The organism is Rhodopila sp., assembly GCF_965277825.1.
Lineage (GTDB): Bacteria > Pseudomonadota > Alphaproteobacteria > Acetobacterales > Acetobacteraceae > Rhodopila.
The window spans coordinates 4,247,975-4,265,943 of record NZ_OZ255846.1; the positions used below are offsets into that span (position 1 = coordinate 4,247,975).

General features: G+C 61.5%; 13 protein-coding genes. 2 read left to right on the forward strand and 11 right to left on the reverse strand.

Annotated features, from left to right (window positions below):
* Positions 1–26 precede the first annotated feature (26 nt).
* From ACQY4T_RS20625 to ACQY4T_RS20675, 11 genes are all read right to left on the reverse strand, one after another.
* Complete coding sequence (locus ACQY4T_RS20625) at positions 27–2,240, reverse strand: nitric oxide reductase activation protein NorD (protein WP_428534528.1); 2,214 nt, start codon at positions 2,238–2,240, stop codon at positions 27–29.
* A complete protein-coding gene (locus ACQY4T_RS20630; RefSeq protein WP_428534530.1) occupies positions 2,237–3,037 on the reverse strand; it encodes a CbbQ/NirQ/NorQ/GpvN family protein in 801 nt (266 codons plus the stop codon). Before ACQY4T_RS20630 ends, ACQY4T_RS20625 begins: the two co-directional genes overlap by 4 nt.
* 159 nt (positions 3,038–3,196) lie before the next feature.
* Positions 3,197–5,773, reverse strand: a complete 2,577-nt coding sequence (locus tag ACQY4T_RS20635; protein WP_428534532.1) for a plasma-membrane proton-efflux P-type ATPase — start codon at positions 5,771–5,773, stop codon at positions 3,197–3,199.
* Between the two features lie 160 nt (positions 5,774–5,933).
* Positions 5,934–6,845 (reverse strand): slipin family protein, encoded by a 912-nt coding sequence (locus tag ACQY4T_RS20640; protein ID WP_428534534.1) that lies wholly within the window; start codon positions 6,843–6,845, stop codon positions 5,934–5,936.
* Between the two features lie 53 nt (positions 6,846–6,898).
* Positions 6,899–8,071 (reverse strand): acetate/propionate family kinase, encoded by a 1,173-nt coding sequence (locus ACQY4T_RS20645; RefSeq protein WP_428543013.1) that lies wholly within the window; start codon positions 8,069–8,071, stop codon positions 6,899–6,901.
* Positions 8,072–8,207: 136 nt separating this feature from the next.
* Positions 8,208–8,768 carry a general stress protein gene (locus ACQY4T_RS20650; RefSeq protein ID WP_428534536.1) on the reverse strand — a complete coding sequence of 187 codons (561 nt, stop codon included), beginning with the start codon at positions 8,766–8,768 and terminating at the stop codon, positions 8,208–8,210.
* A gap of 192 nt (positions 8,769–8,960) precedes the next feature.
* Positions 8,961–9,437, reverse strand: a complete 477-nt coding sequence (locus ACQY4T_RS20655; protein WP_428534538.1) for a hypothetical protein — start codon at positions 9,435–9,437, stop codon at positions 8,961–8,963.
* A gap of 239 nt (positions 9,438–9,676) precedes the next feature.
* Complete coding sequence (locus ACQY4T_RS20660) at positions 9,677–10,210, reverse strand: PRC-barrel domain-containing protein (protein WP_428534540.1); 534 nt, start codon at positions 10,208–10,210, stop codon at positions 9,677–9,679.
* A gap of 34 nt (positions 10,211–10,244) precedes the next feature.
* Positions 10,245–10,715, reverse strand: coding sequence for a hypothetical protein (locus ACQY4T_RS20665; RefSeq protein WP_428534542.1), 471 nt, complete (start codon positions 10,713–10,715; stop codon positions 10,245–10,247).
* Between the two features lie 3 nt (positions 10,716–10,718).
* Positions 10,719–11,192 carry a response regulator gene (locus tag ACQY4T_RS20670; RefSeq protein ID WP_428534544.1) on the reverse strand — a complete coding sequence of 158 codons (474 nt, stop codon included), beginning with the start codon at positions 11,190–11,192 and terminating at the stop codon, positions 10,719–10,721.
* Positions 11,179–11,859 carry a BON domain-containing protein gene (locus ACQY4T_RS20675; protein WP_428534546.1) on the reverse strand — a complete coding sequence of 227 codons (681 nt, stop codon included), beginning with the start codon at positions 11,857–11,859 and terminating at the stop codon, positions 11,179–11,181. Before ACQY4T_RS20675 ends, ACQY4T_RS20670 begins: the two co-directional genes overlap by 14 nt.
* A gap of 209 nt (positions 11,860–12,068) precedes the next feature.
* Between ACQY4T_RS20675 and ACQY4T_RS20680 the strand changes: the two genes are divergently transcribed.
* On the forward strand, positions 12,069–16,457 hold the full coding sequence (locus tag ACQY4T_RS20680) for a chemotaxis protein CheB (RefSeq protein ID WP_428534548.1): 4,389 nt from the start codon (positions 12,069–12,071) through the stop codon (positions 16,455–16,457).
* 223 nt (positions 16,458–16,680) lie between these two features.
* On the forward strand, positions 16,681–17,931 hold the full coding sequence (locus ACQY4T_RS20685; RefSeq protein WP_428534550.1) for an NRAMP family divalent metal transporter: 1,251 nt from the start codon (positions 16,681–16,683) through the stop codon (positions 17,929–17,931).
* The last annotated feature ends 38 nt before the right edge of the window (positions 17,932–17,969 follow it).

Below are 17,969 nucleotides of genomic sequence, written 5' to 3' on the forward strand. Positions count from 1 at the left end.
GGATGGTCGCGGCTGTCCCGCCGGCTCTATCGAAGCGCCAGCCGGAAGTAGACGCCGGCGAGCTTGGCCGGCAGCTCCTCCAGCCGCCGCACCGCGATGGCGTTGTGGCGACCGAAAATCGCCGCGCCGGATCCCGCGTCGAGCGGGTCCATCACTATGCCGAAGACGTCGATGGCCTGCCGGCGCATGCCGGCAACTGCTCTGCGTGCGTCCTCGACCAGTTCGTGCGGGCGCGGCACGTCGATATCGGACGGCTCCCCGTCGGTCAGCACCAGCACCAGCTTGCGCGTCGTGCGCAACGGCGCCAGTTCGGCGCCGGCATGGCGCAGCGCCGCCCCCAGGCGCGTGGACAGACCGGGCGACAGACCCGCCAGTCGCGCGCCGACGGTGGCCGTAAGGGGTTCGTCGAAATCCTTGAGGCGGGTCAAGCGGACGTCATCGCGGCCGGCCGAGGCGAAGGCGCGCAGGGCATAGTAATCGCCGCGTGCTTCCAGTGCCGCGGCCAGCGCCTCCACGGCCAGGCGTTCGGCGGTCAGCACCGACAGTCCGTCGGCGTCGATCGCGGCGGTGGACTGCGACACGTCCAGGATGATCAGGGTGGACAAATCGCGTCCGCGCGGGCGGCGATCGCGATAGACGCGCCTGTCCGGCTGCAGCCCGGCTCGACGCGCCACGGCAGCCGCGATGGCGGCATCGATGTCGAGCTCCTCGCCGTCTTCGCGCGGCGGCTGTCGGACGCTGCGTCCGACGACGGTGCTGCGCACCAGGCTGGCAATTCGAGCCCGCAAGGCCCACTCCTCCGCCGAGTTCGGTGCGGGATCGCGCAGCACCGGCATGGTGTCGCGCAAGCTGGTCCAATCGGGGCGCTCTACGCCGGCCATCGCGTCCCACTCCGGATAGCTCGCGAGCAGCATCGCCTGGTCATCGAGACCGGCGTCGCGCGCCGGTGCGGCGGCGTTGCCGTCAGCTTGCTGCTGGTCGCCGTCGCCGTTATCGGTGCCACGCGCGGCGTCCACGGTCATGCTCAAGGCATCATCCGGGGTGTCGGGAAACTCCCACAGATGCATGTTGTCGTCACGGTAGGCTGGTTCCACGACGTAGGTTTGGGCGTTGAACTGCAGCCGCATCTGACCCAGGTCGTTGCCCAGCAGGCCGCCGATCTCGGGGCTGATCGCCGGGTCTTCCAGCCGATCCGCGGCGGCGGCGAAAAGCCCGCGCCCCTTCGCCACGAAGCCGTCGGCGTGATCGCAGGCGGGGTCCAGCAGAACGCGGGCCAGCCGCAACATCAGGCTGACCGCGGTCCTGGTGCCGTCGGGCTGCGCCGCGTGGAATTCCATCCACAAGTGACGCAGGCCGGGAAAGCGGCGAATCGCCAAAGCCTCCACCCTGGCGTCTTCCACCAGCCCCACCAAGGCAAGCTGCAACGGCTTCAGCGTGCCGATCGCGTGCCGTACCGCGGGATTAACGAGATGCGCCTGCGCGTGGGCGACGGCGGCGCGATACAGCAGCCGCGTGCGCTCCGCCGGCGTCCCGGCGAACACTGGCGGCAGCATCACGAAGCCCGAGGCGATGACGGTCCGGCGCGCGGGCGGTCCCGCCTTGAGGCGCGGTTCAACGCCCCATAGGCCGGCGGCGAACGCCTCCAGCATGCGTTGCGCATCGGCGAAGCCGCCGGCGCCCGATCGGCGCTCCAGCAGCGCCGCGGCCATCGGGTCATCCAACGCGAAGAACGCCGCTCTGCGGGCCGGGTTGGTCGCGGTCGCCTTCAGGCCGGCGGCGACGAAATCGGTGAATGCCAGGCCGTCGCCGGCGGCGAGCAGTGTCTCCACCCGGCTTGCCGTGTCGGGCACCAGGGCCGGCGCTTCGCGCGCTAGCCGGTGCAGGCCCTGCCACCACGCGGCCAGATCCTCGCTTCGCCCGCCGGTCAGCCGGATCGCCGCCGGCACCGCCTCCAGGCAGGCCAGAGCCGCTCGGCTGCCGGCGTGGCGGCAGATATCGGCCGCCGCGCGACCGCTGGAGGAGACCACGGGCAAACCACCATGCCGTGTCGCCTTCCATAGGGCCTCGATGCAGGGTGGGCCGGCATTCACCTGCGAAAGTTCCAGGGACGCAGCGGCGAGATCCTCGATCATTGCCTGGTTCTGGCCAGCTTCCCGCGGCCACAATCGCGCGAATGCCGGCCGCAGCGCGGGCCGGTCGTGCACCAGATGGTGGACGCGTTCGACAGCCGAGACGCTCACCAGGCGTGGGCCGCGATCACTGCTTCCAAGGCCTCGCGCATGTCCGGATCGTCGGTCAGCGGCAGGATCATGGCGGCACGCAAGGCTTCGGCGCCGGATACACCGGCGGCCATCAGACGCGCCGCATGCACGATCATGCGCGTCGAGGCACCTTCGCTCAGCCCGCGTCCACGCAGGTTGCGCGTTCCGCAGGCGACGTCCACCAGGCTGGCCGCCATACGGATGTCGATACCGGCTTCGCGGGCGACGATCGCGGCCTCATCGCGCTGCGTGGGATAGCTGAAATCGATCGCCACGAACCGCTGCTTGGTCGATTCCTTCAGGTCCTTGACGGCGCTCTGGTATCCCGGGTTGTACGACACCACCAGCAGGAAGTCCGGATGCGCCGTCACCAGCTCAGCTTTGCGGTCGAGCGGCAGGATGCGCCGGTTGTCGGTCAGGGGATGGATCAGGACGGTGGTGTCTTGCCGAGCTTCGACGATTTCATCGAGGTAGCAGATGGCGCCGTGGCGGACGGATGTTGTCAGCGGGCCATCCTGCCAGACGGTTCCCTCGGCGGTCAGCAGGTATCGGCCGGCGAGGTCCGCGGCGGTCATATCCTCGTGGCAGGCGACGGTGATCAACGCGCGGTTCAGGTGCCAGGCCATGTATTCGACAAAGCGCGTCTTGCCGCAGCCGGTTGGGCCCTTCAGCATCAAGGGTAGCCGGCTGGCCGCCGCGGCCTGGAAGAGCGCGCGTTCGTTGCCGGTTTGCTGGTAAAACGGTTCGTTTGCTATCTGATACGGGGTGAGGTCCATCGGACGAGATCGCTTGTTGCCAGGCTGCAGTTCAGCGCCCATCGAGGGTAGATGCAACAATTTTACGGGCGGTCAACTTGGCCAGATTAGGCTGCGGGTTCTAGCTTGGCTTCGACGTTTGACGGGCAGCTTCCACATGGATCGGGTTGGGGGTGACTTTCAAGCCAGGTTTGGAGTCGGGCTTGCGGGCAGCGGTCCGTCGTTTTTGTTTGGCCGAGGTTCGACCTGTGGCTGCCGCGAAGGCCCGGTTTTCGAGGCATCAAGCACACGGTACGCAAGCAGCTTCACCGGATCTGTTATTAGGAACCATGCCAAGGCATAGACCCACACCATCGCGGCCCAACCCCACCACAGAGGGGTTACAAGGAACCCGAAGAGGCAGATCAGTGTGGCCACCGTCTGTGTGCCGATGACCGCTATCAAGAGAATTGTTGCTGGGCGTGTCGACCACCACGGGCCGCGCGTGCGGGTCTGGAAGATCGTCAGATGTCCGGCGACCGATAGTAGAAGATACATCATCGTCTGAATCTGCGGACGGTCGATGTGAAGGACGCGATCAGCAATGTAAAACAGTCCAAACGCCGCTATCGGACCGACGATACCCAGCACCGTGGCGATCCCCAGAACCAGACGCATGTTCCACGCTTCAGGCTGGTTCCTGTAAATGACATTGTCGTAGGCGATGGACAAAATCGCGCCGTCATTCAGTAACGCCAGCATCACGATCATGATCGCCGTCAGGGGATAAAAGTTGAAGACGACGATCGCCAGCGTCATGAACAGCAGTACGCGCAGCGTTTCGGCAATGCGGTACATCGCGTAACTGTTCATCCGCTGGAAGATCTTCCGGCTTTCCTTGATTGAATCGATGATCACCGATAGCCCCGGTGCCACCAGCACGATGGAGGCCGCCGCTCGTGCCGCGTCCGTCGCGCCCGAAACAGCGAAGCCGCAGTCGGCCTTCTTCAGCGCAGGGGCGTCATTTACCCCGTCCCCCGTCATGCCGACGATGTGCCCGCGCTTCTGCAGCACATCGACGATGTGGAATTTGTGCTCCGGGAATACCTGGGCAAATCCATCGGCGTCCTCGATGGACTGAGCCATTGCTTCGGTCTCGTCACTCTTGGAGTCACCCAGGCTTGCTCCGTCGAGAATGTTCGCACCCATTCCCAACGTTTTGGCGGTTTCACGCGCGATCGCCAGGGCATCGCCGGTCACCATCTTGATCTTCACGCCCATCTGGGCCGCGGTCGCGACAGTGGCTTTGGCATCTTCCCGCGGCGGGTCGAACAGCGGCAGTACGCCAAGCAGCTGCCATGGGCCCTCGCCGTCCGCGCGGGCGACACCGAGAGCGCGGAAGCCGCGGGCCGCGAAGTCGTTGACAGCCCTGTCGATGTCAGTCTTAACCGCCGCAGCAGTGGCCGACAGTTTCAGGATTACCTGAGGCGCCCCCTTCGTCACCTTGAATGTCTTTCCGTCCGCCGCCGTCACGGTGGCCTCGGTCCGCTTGTGCACCGGGTCGAACGGCATGAAATGCGTGACGGTGAATGGCTTCAGCGCCTGCTTGTCCTTCAGACCACCCAGGACAGCCAGATCGATAGTATCGTCGTTCTCGGCTCGCGACGCCAATGCGCCAGCGAGGATGATCTGGTCGGCAGCGATCCTGTCCAGACAGAACGGATCGCCAAGTGTCAGCTTGTTCTGCGTCAGAGTGCCGGTCTTGTCGGCACACAGCACGTCCACGCCGGCCAGTTCCTCAATGGCGACCAACTTGCTGACAATCGCCTGCTTCTTCGCGAGCAGGCGGGCGCCGACTGCCATCGTCACGGAAAGAACTGTGGGCATCGCCACCGGGATCGCGGCCACGGTCAGCACAAGGGCAAACTGTAACGTCGTGAGAATTGCGTTGCCGCGATAGATCCCGATGGCGATGATCACGGACACCAGGACCACTGCCAGCATGATCAGATAGTTGCCGATCCTCAGCACGGCTTTCTGAAAATGGCTGACGGTGACCGCGGTCTCCACCAGTTCCGCGGTCTTGCCGAAATAGGTTTTCCCTCCCGTCGCGTAGACCAGCGCACCGATCTCGCCACGACGAACGATTGAACCGGAGAAGACAGCGTCGCCGGGTTTGCGCGAGGCGGGCAATGATTCACCGGTTAGCGCCGACTGGTCCAGGGACACTTCGTCGCCGTCCAGCAGACGCGCGTCCGCCGGCACGATGTCGCCCAGGCGCAAGCGGATGACGTCACCTGGCACCAGTTCCCGCGCCGGCGGCGTGATCCACTTTCCATCACGCTTCACACGGGCCTTGATCGCCAGCGTGGCCTTCAGGGCGTCTATGGCGTCGCCCGCTTGGCGCTCTTCGAAGAAACCGACCGCGGCATTCGAAACAAGTAGGATCAGGATGATGAAAAAGTCAGGCCAATGCCGGACCACGCCCGACAGAATCACCGCTATTTCGATCATCCACGGAATGGGTCCCCAAAAATATGATAATATCTTGAGAAGTACGTTCTGTTTCTTCTCCTCTATCTCGTTCGGCCCATATTGGATCAGCCGTTTCACCGCCTCAGCCTGACTGAGGCCGTCCGCTGAGGTTTGCAGCTTCTTCTCTACCTCCGACAGCGGCAAGGTCTTCAGATCGTCCTTTGCGGCAGGCTTGGAAGGCGAAGTTTTCGCGGCGGTGACAGCCATGTGAATATCGCTTTCTTTAACCAGGTTTGTTTTCAAGCGAGGGCAACGCTGCTGGGTTCCGTCAACCCCAGGATGATCCGGCGCTGCGCACGAATTCTGCGGTTGGCAAGACGACAAAGGTTGCGACTACGCCAAACGTAAGCCGGACGAGACCGCCAAATCGGCCTTCGGGGTCAGCTTGCCGTACCCCGCGTTCTCACGCGCTGATCGGGAACTCAGCCGAATGCGGCTCACGGATGACTCCGTTCCCGCGCGACGGCTTGCCGGCTTTGTCGAGCATGTCGAGGAACGGTTTGATGATATCGATCGGCATCGGGAATATGATAGTCGAATTCTGTTCGGCACCGATCTCGGTCAGCGTTTGCAGGTAGCGCAGCTGCATGGCGGCCGGTATGCTCGAGAGGACCTTGGCGGCATTTACCAGGGTTTGCGAGGCCTGGAACTCGGCTTCCGCGTGGATGATCTTGGCGCGCCGGTCGCGTTCCGCCTCGGCCTGTTTGGCAATGGCTTTCACCATGTTGTCGGTCAGCTCAACAGTTCTGATTTCAACGTTGCTGACTTTGATGCCCCAGGTTTCGGTTTGCGAGTCCAGTATGCTCTGGACGTCGGCGCTCAGCTTCTTTCGCTCCGAAAGCATCTCGTCCAGTTCATGCTGTCCCAGCACGGCGCGCAATGTCGTTTGAGCCAGCATGTTCGTGGCGGGCCGGTAGTTCTGCACCTGGATGATCGCCCGTTCCGGATTGACGACGTTGAAGTAGAGCACCGCGTCGACTTTCATTGAGACGTTGTCGCGCGAGATCACGTCCTGGGTCGGTATCTCGATGACCTGAATGCGTAAATCCACGCGCACCATCTCCTGGACGAATGGAAGCAACAGGACCAACCCTGGTCCTTTGACCCTTTGAAAGCGTCCAAGCGTGAAGACTACGGCGCGCTCATACTCGCGCAGTACTTTTACAGTTGCCGTGACAAGGATGAAAGCAGCCACTATTATGATCGGGGTGATGATGTAAAAAACTGAGAAATGCATAGCCATCTGCCTTTCAAAAACCTCGAGACAGCCTTCCTCGCGGTTGAAGAATTTGGAGGTCTGCTTTACCTGGATCATCTGGCTCGCGGTAGGTTCGGAAACTACTTACGGGGCTTCGGCTCAAGCCCCCGTCAGGTGACTGATCGCGAGATTGCCGCCTGGGTGTGGCGCGCGACCATCATCTCCTCATTCGTTGCGATAACGCGCACTTCGACCGAGCTGTCAGGGGCGCTGATGCGATCCTCGCTGGCTGCATTGGCGGCGTTGTCGAGACGCAGCCCAAGCCAGCCCAGGCGCACGCACACTGCCTCGCGGATCGCCGGTGCGTGCTCGCCGATGCCGGCGGTGAAGACCAGTCCGTCCAGCCCACCCAACGCACTGATCAGCGCGCCGCACTCGCACGCGATGCGGTAGGTAAACAGGTCGATCGCCTCACGCGCATGCGGATCGGCGCTTGCCAGCAGAACACGTACATCGCCGCTGAGACCGGACACACCGAGTAGACCTGAATGGCGATACAGTATGTCCTCGATGTCGGAAAAGCTGTGTCCCTGGCGGCCGAGATAGAGGATTACGCCTGGATCCAGAAGGCCACAGCGGGTCGCCATCACGAGCCCGTCCAAGGCACTGAAGCCTGTGGTCGTGTCGATGCTGGCGCCGTCACGGAGGGCACACAGGCTGGCGCCTGACCCGAGATGCGCGACAATGACACGTCCGCACGCCAACCCCGGCGACTGGCTCGCTAGACGGCCGGCAATGTATTCGTAGGACAGACCGTGAAAACCATAACGTCGCACGCCTCCCGCGCAGATGGACCGGGGCAAGGCAAATCGCGTCGCCACCGCAGGCATCGTGTGGTGGAATGCGGTATCGAAGCAGGCGACCTGCCTCAAACTAGGCCTCACGGAGGCGACCGCACGGATCGGCGCGAGGTTATCAGGCATATGCAGCGGATCGAGCGGAGTCAGCGCCTCCAGCGCTGTCATCAGCGCGGGCGTGATAAGCTCGGGCGCAATGTGATCGGCGCCGCCATGCACAACACGATGCCCGACAGCTGCCAGCCCCTGATCACCCAGATGAGCATCGGTGAAGTCTAACAGTGTATGCAGGACCAGGGCAGACTCAGTCGGCAGACGTTTCTCGACCAGTAGACTGCCCGCCGCGTTCCGAGCGACCATATGCGGCTCTGAATTCAGGTTCTCGATTTCGCCGCGCAACGTTGGCCTCAGGTTGTCCCCGGCGTCGAATAGAGCGAATTTGATGCTGGACGAGCCGGCATTAAGGCTGAGGATGGACCCCTTCACGCCGCTGTCTCGACCCCGTGCCATCAACACGCTTGGGGCCCACCAAGGTAGTCGTGTGCCCACCATACCCGCTCGGTTGATGCGGATACTCGCGCCGGTTGCCGGGTCGGCAGGTTCAGCGGAAACGACATATCCTTCAGCCACCCACATGGGCAGCATGATCCTCAAGCTCAGGCACTTTGGTGCCTGCATAGACGTCGACGCGTGAGGCATTGGCCGTCCCCAGGATCGCCTTGGCACGATCGGCTTCCTCTGAGCTACCGTGTGCCATGACCAGAAAGTTGTCGGCCTTCAACGCCGTCTCGTATTGGAGCACGCTATCCTTGGGCACGCCGATACTGTAGATCGCGGCGCCAAGCGCACTTAATCCGCCAACCAGAACAGCGTTCTCGATCGCCGAGATCGCCACCGTGGCGAGATATCCCAACACGACGACATGCCCCACGAGGGGGATGGTCATGAACAGTCCACCGAAGAACAAACCCCAGAAGCCGCCCCAGAAGGCACCACGCGTGCCCCAGAATTTCATCCGATCGCCGGTATTGTAAAAGCCGACGACCTTCTCGTCGGTATGATATCCCTTGCCGACCACGCTGAGATGCTTCATTTCGAAACCGCTATCGGTCAGTTTCTTCACTGCTGCCTCAGCGGCGTTGTGATCTGCGAAAACGGCGACGACGGAGTTGTTATAGTCCATGGCATCCTCGTTCTGGTTAAGGTGTCTCCACCTAATTTCATGGGATTCACTCAAGGCGAACCTGCTCATTTAAAATCGGCGACCGGTTTTCGGAGTTCTCATGAGTATGATAGTCGTATAGCCGGCCAGCCTCGGCGGCCAGGTTCGGAATCTACTCAGGTCTCGATCTCGCCGTGTTACGCTATCATCGATCTAGTTTGTCGCTGCCTGCGGGTGCGCGATAGTCTGCTCAACCAAAGGTTTGGCCGTACTGATTGAGGTCGCCGGCGGGATCATCAGGAACGCGATGCCGAAGGCGAGGATCGCTAGGAATGCCGATACCGGGATCCATGCGGGGACCACGGACTTTCCAACGGGCAGAGAAGCGCGTATCGAAACCGACTGAACCTGCGATGGCAGCAGAAGAATTAGCCGAGCGGCAGTGCCTCGAGCATCCATAAGCGCTTGCGGACAAAGTGGCATCTTCGAAATACTGTTTGCCAGATCGTCGATGGTCGAGGATTTCGGTAGCCGGGCCAAGCGTGCGGCCTCGGCCCACGGATCCTTCCCAAGGCGGGCGAGCACCGACAGGATCGTCAGCGGCGTACCGTTGATCTCGCTTCCGACCTCGGCGAACAGGAACTCATTCAAGCCCGAATTTTTCAGTGCGAAAGCGTCTGAATTTGCCATATCTGATCCCCAGTCGAACCGCCGCGATCACCACCCATATCCCGGCCAGTCATAATGACGATGAAGCCTCTTCTCATAGGCTTGGTCGATCAGTTCCAAAGGCGCCCATGGTGGACTGGCTTTCACCTGCTCACGGGAAGCGTTAAGCAATATCTGCTTTTTCGACCAGCTTATTTCCTGCATCGCGTAGGGTGACAGCAGCACATGCTGACCAGGCCACCAATTCCTGGTATCGATGATCAGATAGCGAATGCCCCAGACTTCATCCTCGAGCAGATGTTTTCGAGATGGCCGATGGCTCCATTGCTCGCCTGAACGTCATAGCCAGTGACCTCGGAAAGGCTACGCAGGTGCGGGTCGTGGCCCTCCAAAGGCGACCGAACGCTCGTCTCCGCGACCGCCTGCTCGGCCACGTCCGGCGCCATTGCATTCGGGCCGAAGTAGCTGCTGCCCCAGACCGGGTCCCAGCCATAGTAATCGTAAAGATTGATTTCATGCTGCCGCGAGACCGGCTGATCTCGGCTGATATCGGGACTGGCTTCGACCCGTGCTTTCGTCAGCTTTACCGGAAGCACGCGCCGGATGTAGTCCGCCCGCCCGATCGCCGAGGGATGAATCAGCACCAGGCGTCCTGTCAGCCAGCTGCCGGCATCGACCACCAGCCAGCGGACCTTCCAGGTCCGGTCATCGAACAGGAAATCGCTGACGGTCCCGATCGCGCCGTCGTTGGCCACGATCTCGTATCCCTTGAGCGCTGATCCAACCTGCAACATGAAACCATCCCTCTATCGACATCTGGCCAGGCGGCTACTCGTCCCATCGCAGGAACAAGCCGACATCACCCGGCTTACCCCCCGGAAAATCAAGCACGCGAGCCGACAAATCGAATCCGTGCGGTCGAAGTGCCGTATGCCACCGATTGTAAACGTCCGCCGCTTCGCCCCGAAGGGTTTGGGGCCATGCGGGATTCGGGGGATTGTTGATCGCACGCGAGTCATCTGTGCACAGATCGCTAGGGAAGCGCAGCAAGAGGAATTGCTTCTCGCCGAGCGTCGCGGCCTTTCGCGCCCGGTCAATCAACTCATTCCAGGCGGCATTGCTGATCTTGCCTGCGATCATCGCCTTGACCTGCTGCCGCCGTTCTTCTGCGACTTCCCTCTTCAGGTCTTCGTCGATTTGAACTTGCTCCTTTTGGAACACTTTCTCGAATCCCCGAAACGAGTCGGCGGATGGGTCGATTGACGGTGACTCATGCACCGCGACGGTAGTTTCGGTCATATATCAATCCTCGCTTTGACCCTTCGATGCCAGCCAGTGGCCTGATGATCGAACGTTGGTTGGCCTCGGATCCGTAGGTGCCTTCAGAACGACACCATCAGCGACGAGGATGATCGCTGGCGGCATATGCACATCGCCAACCACGTTGCGGATCGCCCGAACCAGGTCCTGTTCCAAAAACGGCTTATGCAATACTGTTGCACCTTGTCCATTGCGACTCACGGGCGCGCCGCTGATGAATACACACGGAACCGACGCGGTGAGTAGAATTCGCTCTACCGCGGAAGCCCCGCTTCCCTCGCGCAAGTGTTCATCGACAATCATCAAACCCGGCTTGCAACTTGTTGCCATCGCCACCGCATCTTCCTCGGTGGCGGCGATCGCGCAGACCCGATAGCCCATGTCTTGAAGCATCTCGGCCAGAAGCATGGCTATGATCGCATCATCCTCGACAACCAGGACACTAAGCGCTGCCATCACTAGTCTGCCGAAGGTCAGAGGATTGCGATGTCATTCTCGACGCTGGTCGCACCGGGCGCAGCCCAGGCGGTCGCCCAGACCACCTGGCGATCATGTGTGAGCGCACCGTTCCAGTCAGGCGAACACGACCACCATCCGCTCTAACGGTCACCGTTTCGTCGTCCACCAGCCATGACCGGCGCAACGCGTGCCTGATCTTGTCGCTGATGTCGGAAACATCGACCGTGGGCTTTACCACGAGATGGTTGGATATGCCGCTGACCCCGTGCAGCCGGGCTATGTCCTGTTCGGCGGCCTGTTTCTGATAATACCACGGCACCTGGCCGGTCAGCGTAATCCAGCCTTGTTCGACCTTCACCGTAATCGCATCTGGTGGCACCGACGTGTCCCACGCCAATCGTTCTAGCGCGGCGGCCGCGATATCGTCGTCGTGGCGTATCCGCTCAAACGGAAGTTCGACCTTGATTTCCTCCGCCACCGCCTTCACGCCCCTGACGCGGCGCGTCGCTTTCTCCGCCGCATACTTCTCCGCGAAGCTCTCGACATGTCCGGTAAGGGTCACAATCCCGGCGTCCGCGGTGACGCCGATATGGCCGGCGACGACACTCGGCTCCCAGTCCAGCTCCGCCAACACGGCCTGCTGCAATTGCTTATCGAATGGCATGGTGTCCTCCCAAGGGCTTCGAACCGTCTCCGGCGCGTGCCGAGTTTTAGTTATACTGACGACCAGCCCGTCGCTGCAGCCTCGGAAACTACTCAGCGGCCGGCTTGTGCCTGATCAATACAGTCAGGAGTCGCTCAAAAACCTTACAGGTGTTAAACTTGTCGCTTATCGCGCGCTGAAATCGCTGGTGCCGATCGAAAGAACCACGCATGCCAGAAAGCCGGACGGATCACGCCGATGCAGTTCCACCGGCCCAGCGGCTTCTTGCAAGCGGGGCGCCCGTCGATACCGCTGCATTCCCGATTATCGGGATTGGCGCGTCCGCCGGCGGGCTCGATGCGTGCCGGAAATTTTTAGCCGCCCTGCCAGCCAATTGCGGCATGGCCCTCATCCTGATCCAGCACCTCGATCCAACCCATGAAAGCATGATGGCGGATCTGCTGGCCAGCCACACGTCAATGACCGTGCTGCAGGCGACCGAGGGCCTACCGCTGCAGACCGAGCATCTCTACATCATACCCCCTGGAACCTATCTGTCGGTTGTGGACGGCGCCCTGCACCTCTCCCAGCCCCAGGCTCGCCACGGTGCCCGCCTGCCGTTCGATTTTCTGTTGCAATCAATGGCGACCGCCTGCGGGGCCCGCGCCATTTGTCTGATTCTCTCGGGCACTGGCGCGGATGGCAGCCTCGGCCTGAGCACCGTGAAGCAAAAGGGTGGTCTGGTGATCGCGCAGGATCCCGAGGAAGCCGGCTTCGGCGGCATGCCACGAGCCGCCATCATGACCGGCGACGTCGATTGCGTTCTGCCAGTGGGCAAAATTCCAGAGCTGCTGGCGAAGCACCTGCTCCGCACCTCGGATGCGCGAAGAAAAGTGCTCGCGCAGGATGCGGCCGAGGCACGATTGCCTGAAATCATTGATCTTTTGCGCGCCAAAACCGCCCACGATTTCACGCTCTACAAACCAGGAACGCTTCAGCGACGGATAGAGCGGCGCATGATCATGGCACCGGGCGGCGTCACCGACGTCAATCGCTATATCCAGATCCTGCGCAGCGACCCGAACGAACTCGCCCTCCTCGCAAAGGACCTCCTGATCAACGTCACCGGCTTCTTCCGCGATCAACAGGTCTTCGATCTCCTGGCGGCGAAGATCATCCCCGATTTGGTCCACAGTCACGCCCCCAACAAGCCGATCCGGATCTGGATAGCCGGTTGCAGCACGGGTGAGGAAACATACTCCCTCGCCATGCTGTTCCGCGAGGAAATCACCGCCGCCAAGCTTGACATCAAGCTTCAGGTGTTCGCCTCCGATGTTGATCCCGATGCAGTCGCCAGCGCGCAAGAGGGCTGTTATCCGGGCACCATCGAGACAGATATCTCGGCCGCTAGGCTTGCTCGTTTCTTCTCGAAGGAAGAACAACGTTATCGTGTCTCGCCCGAGCTACGCGCTTCGGTGGTATTCACGGTGCAGGATGTGCTGTCCGATCCACCGTTCTCTCGCATCGATTTCGTCTCGTGCCGAAATCTGCTGATCTATCTGCGCCCCGAAGCACAGATCAAGATTCTGGCGGTGTTTGACTTCGCCTTACGCGAGGATGGCATTCTGTTGCTCGGAACATCGGAGACCGCGGACGCGGCCGACGACCGGTTCAAGATTGTGTCCAAGCCGGAGCGTGTCTATCGCCACATTGGCCATGGCCGCCCAGCGGACTTTGGATTTCTTCGCGGCACCAGCGATGGCGTGCGGGCACCCGTTCGGGCGGCCCAAGGCGCGGCACCGTCACGCCAGGCGATCCTCGCGGAACTGTGCCGGCGCATGGTGATGGACACCTACGCGCCGGCCGCGGTTCTCATCAACCATAAGCACGAATGCCTGTATTCGCTTGGCCCGACAGACCGCTTCCTGCGCGTCGTGCCCGGACACCCCTCGCAGGATCTGCTCGCCATGGCTCGGCAGGGCGTGCGCACCAAGCTTCGCTCCGCGATCCAGCGGGCCGCGCAGGAGAACACCCGCGTCACGATTACGGGCGGCCGGACCAGCGAGCAGGGCTATCCCGGAACGTTCAGCATTGCGGTGCAGCCTTTCCGCAGCGTGGGTGAGGAACTGTTCCTGATATGCTTCGTCGACGACCCGAAAACCGGACCAGCCCCCTACAAATCAGTCGTCGCAAACGACGTGCCGCGCGTCGCCGAACTGGAACAGGAGCTGGAAGCAACCCGAACCGAACTGCAAGGCGCCATCCATAACCTGGAGTTTTCCGGCGAAGAGCAAAAGGCAATCAACGAAGAAGCCTTGTCGGTGCAGGAGGAATACCAATCCACCAATGAGGAGCTGTTGACGTCGAAGGAGGAACTGCAGTCGCTAAATGAGGAATTGACCGCGCTGAACAGCCAGTTGCAGGAGACATTGGAGCGGCAGCGCACGACCGCCAATGATCTGCAGAACGTGCTGTACAGCACCGATGTCGCGACGCTGTTCCTGGACAGGAGTCTGAACATCCGGTTTTTCACGCCGACGACGAAGGCGCTGTTCGCGATCATCCCCAGCGACATCGGGCGTCCGCTGTCGGATCTGAGCTCGTTGGCCATGGATGATACTCTGGTGATCGATGCCGCCACGGTTCTGCGGACCCTGGAACCGGTGGAGCGCGAGATTGAAGCGCGAAACGGCACCTGCTTCATCCGCCGCGTGCTACCCTATCGTACCCAGAACGACGGTGTGGAAGGCGTTGTCATCACCTTCGCCGACATCACCGAGCGGCGGCATGTGGCCGATGAACTGCAGGTCGCGAAGCGACAGGCCGATCAAGCCAACGCCGCCAAATCGCGCTTCCTGGCGGCTGCAAGCCACGACCTGCGCCAGCCACTGCAGACCCTGGCTCTGGTCCAGGGACTGCTGGCAAAGAATGTCGAAACGGAAAAGGCGAAAAGGCTGCTCACGCGGCTGGATGAGACGCTGGGCGCGATGTCGGGAATGTTGAACACATTACTCGATATCAATCAGATCGAAGCCGGGACGGTCCACGCCGAGATCACCAGTTTTCCAGTCGCCGGTCTGTTGGAGCAGTTGGGCGATGAGTTTATCTACCACGCCCAGGCAAAGGGCCTTGCCCTTCGGGTCGTCCAGTGTGGCCTGTGGATCAGCAGCGATCCTCGTCTGCTGGAGCAGATGATCCGCAATCTGCTTTCGAATGCACTAAAATACACCCGGCATGGCAAGATCCTGCTGGGTTGCCGCCGGCACAAGGGAAAGCTGAGCATCGAAGTCTGGGACACCGGAATCGGCATTCCCGATGATCAGCTTCAAGCGATCTTCGAGGAGTATCATCAGCTCGACAACGCCGCCAGGGAACGCAGCCGCGGTCTGGGTCTCGGCCTTTCCATCGTGCACCGGCTGGGCGCGCTTCTCGGTCATCAGGTCCGGGTGCAATCACGTTCCGGCAGCGGGTCGGTCTTTTCCGTCGCAGTGAAGCTCCCACCCGAACCCGCTTCGCCGTCCAGGCACCAGCGACTCCTGGCGGAAAAGGGGAATGGGAAATCCCGCCACACAGGCTCGATCCTCATCGTCGAAGACGATCCGGACGTGCGCGAACTTCTGGAGATTTTCCTCCGCGACGAGGGCCATGAGGTCGCGACGGCTTATGACGGCGTCACGGCGCGGGATCTCGTCGCGGGCGGGATGGCACGGCCTGACCTTATACTTGCGGATTACAATCTGCCGAACGGCATGAATGGCCCGGAGGTGGCCACGCTGCTACGGGAGGAGCTTGGTCGTCCGGTCCCGACCATCATCCTGACCGGCGACATATCGACCGCGATTTCAAGCAAGGTGGCACTGCAGGACTGTGTACTGCTCAACAAGCCGGTCAAGCTGAAGGAACTGGTGCAGGCGATCCAACGTCTACTACCGCTGTCACGGGCCGCGGTTCAGGCGCGTGTGCCGCGGCCGGGCGAAGTTCCCGGCAACAGCGGACCGCCGGTCATTTTCATCGTCGACGACGATGACGGTATTCGCCGGGCAATCCGCGCCGTGCTGGAAGACGACAATAGAGCCGTTGAAGATTATGAGAGTTGCGAGGCGTTCCTGACGGCATTTCATCCCGGTCGGGAGGCTTGCCTTGTGATCGACGCTTATCTTCCCGGCATGGATGGCCTGACACTGCTGCGGCGGCTGCACGACGCGGGCCATGGCCTGCCGGCCATCATGATAACCGGCAACAGCGACGTTCAGATCGCGGTCGAGGCCATGAAGCAAGGGGCATCCGACTTTATCGAGAAGCCGATCAGCCGCGGCGAACTTCTAGCCAGTGTCGATCGGGCTCTGGAACAGTCCCGGGATTCCGAAAAGCTGTCGGCATGGCGGCAGGATGCGGCGGGCCACATCGCTGGGCTGACGCCACGGCAGCATCAGGTCATGGAGATGGTTCTCGCCGGCCATCCCAGCAAGATAATCGCCGCGGACCTTGGCATCAGTCAGCGCACAGTCGAAAATCATCGAGCTGCGATCATGACAAAAACCGGCACCAGGTCACTGCCGGCATTGGCTCGGTTGGCGCTGGTCGCGGCTGCGAGCAATGAGCATGGCATTATTAGGTAGCTTTCAGCTTAAGACCCCACCCGTGCCGGCGGATGCTGCGGCGGGTGCAGCGCCCCGAACTGACGGGCTGACCGGATGCACAACAAGACTCATTCGATCCGATCGGTAACCATACGCCAGCCTTCAGGGCAAGATGAGACTTGGCTTGACTGCCAATATCAGCCGCTCATCCGCCTTAACCGCTCCAGGGCCACAAATGAGACTTCCCCCGAAGCCCTCGATCATGTCTCAATCGCCACCAAGCATGCTTCGGCGGCTCGGCCCGGGATTGATCACTGGCGCCGCCGATGACGATCCGAGCGGTATAGCAACCTATAGTCAGGTCGGGGCGCAGTTCGGGTATGGCTTGGCCTGGACCATGCTGTTCAGCCTTCCATTCATGATCATCATCCAGGAGATCAGTGGCCGCATTGGATGTGTGACCGGACGAGGCATCTCGGACAACTTGCGGCGCCACTACAGCCCTTGGCTGGCCCGATCCGTCGTTCTGCTACTACTGGTCGCCAACACGATCAACCTGGGCGCTGATCTCGGCGCGATGGGAGCCGCACTGCGTCTCCTTCTTGGCGGTAGCGCACGCCTTTACACCGTTGGCTTCGGCATACTCTGCGTCGTAGCCGAAATCTTTATTACCTACGCCGTCTACGCAGGTCTGCTGAAATGGTTGACCGTGTCCCTGTTCGCATACGTTGCCGTGGTCTTCACCGTGCATGTTCCGTGGCGACGGGCGTTGTTTGCCACGGTCGTGCCAAATCTGGTGCTGGACGCGGATCACGCGATGGCGCTGGTAGCCGTTCTCGGCACCACGATCAGCCCGTATCTGTTCTTCTGGCAGTCGGCCCTGGAGGTCGAGGATCGTCTGCGTCGCGGAACTCCGCCGCTTTGCGTGACGCCCGGAATCGCGACACCGCAGTTCAAGCGTATCCGGACCGACACCGTCGTCGGCATGGGCGTTTCAAACCTGATCGCCATCTTCATCATTTTTGCAACTTCGGCGACCCTGAATGCCAGCGGCGTGACGGATATCCAAACCTCGTCACAGGCGGCGAATGCACTGCGTCCGATCGCGGGAGAGTTCACCTTCGCGGTCTTCGCGACCGGTATCATCGGCACCGGGCTGCTAGCAGTTCCGGTCCTGGCGGGTTCGAGTGCCTATGCTTTGTCCGAGGCGTTCAAGTGGCGGCATGGCCTGGATCGTCGCCTTTTACAGGCGAAGTCGTTCTATGCCACAATCGCGGTGTCGACCATGGTGGGCGTCGGATTGAACTTCACACGGTTGGACCCGGTCAAAGCACTCTATTGGAGCGCGGTCGTCAATGGCGTGCTCGCGGCGCCTGTGATGACCGTGATCATGCTCATAGCCGGCAATGGCCGCATCATGGGGCGCCTTACTCTCTCGCTTCCAATGCTCATCGGCGGCTGGCTTGCAACCGCCGTGATGCTCGTCGCGAGCATCGGCTTCTTCATTCTTTGAAAGCATCACCGCTACAATACTTGCACGGGGGCACCTTC

What these genes read in the sequence shown, in the direction of transcription:
- ACQY4T_RS20680 (WP_428534548.1), top strand. Translation starts at nt 12,069, where the DNA reads ATGCCAGAAAGCCGGACGGATCACGCCGATGCAGTTCCACCGGCCCAG.
- ACQY4T_RS20630 (WP_428534530.1), bottom strand. Translation starts at nt 3,037, where the DNA reads ATGGACCTCACCCCGTATCAGATAGCAAACGAACCGTTTTACCAGCAA.
- ACQY4T_RS20640 (WP_428534534.1), bottom strand. Translation starts at nt 6,845, where the DNA reads ATGATCCAGGTAAAGCAGACCTCCAAATTCTTCAACCGCGAGGAAGGC.
- ACQY4T_RS20655 (WP_428534538.1), bottom strand. Translation starts at nt 9,437, where the DNA reads ATGGCAAATTCAGACGCTTTCGCACTGAAAAATTCGGGCTTGAATGAG.
- ACQY4T_RS20650 (WP_428534536.1), bottom strand. Translation starts at nt 8,768, where the DNA reads ATGGACTATAACAACTCCGTCGTCGCCGTTTTCGCAGATCACAACGCC.
- ACQY4T_RS20685 (WP_428534550.1), top strand. Translation starts at nt 16,681, where the DNA reads ATGTCTCAATCGCCACCAAGCATGCTTCGGCGGCTCGGCCCGGGATTG.
- ACQY4T_RS20665 (WP_428534542.1), bottom strand. Translation starts at nt 10,715, where the DNA reads ATGACCGAAACTACCGTCGCGGTGCATGAGTCACCGTCAATCGACCCA.
- ACQY4T_RS20660 (WP_428534540.1), bottom strand. Translation starts at nt 10,210, where the DNA reads ATGTTGCAGGTTGGATCAGCGCTCAAGGGATACGAGATCGTGGCCAAC.
- ACQY4T_RS20670 (WP_428534544.1), bottom strand. Translation starts at nt 11,192, where the DNA reads ATGGCAGCGCTTAGTGTCCTGGTTGTCGAGGATGATGCGATCATAGCC.
- ACQY4T_RS20675 (WP_428534546.1), bottom strand. Translation starts at nt 11,859, where the DNA reads ATGCCATTCGATAAGCAATTGCAGCAGGCCGTGTTGGCGGAGCTGGAC.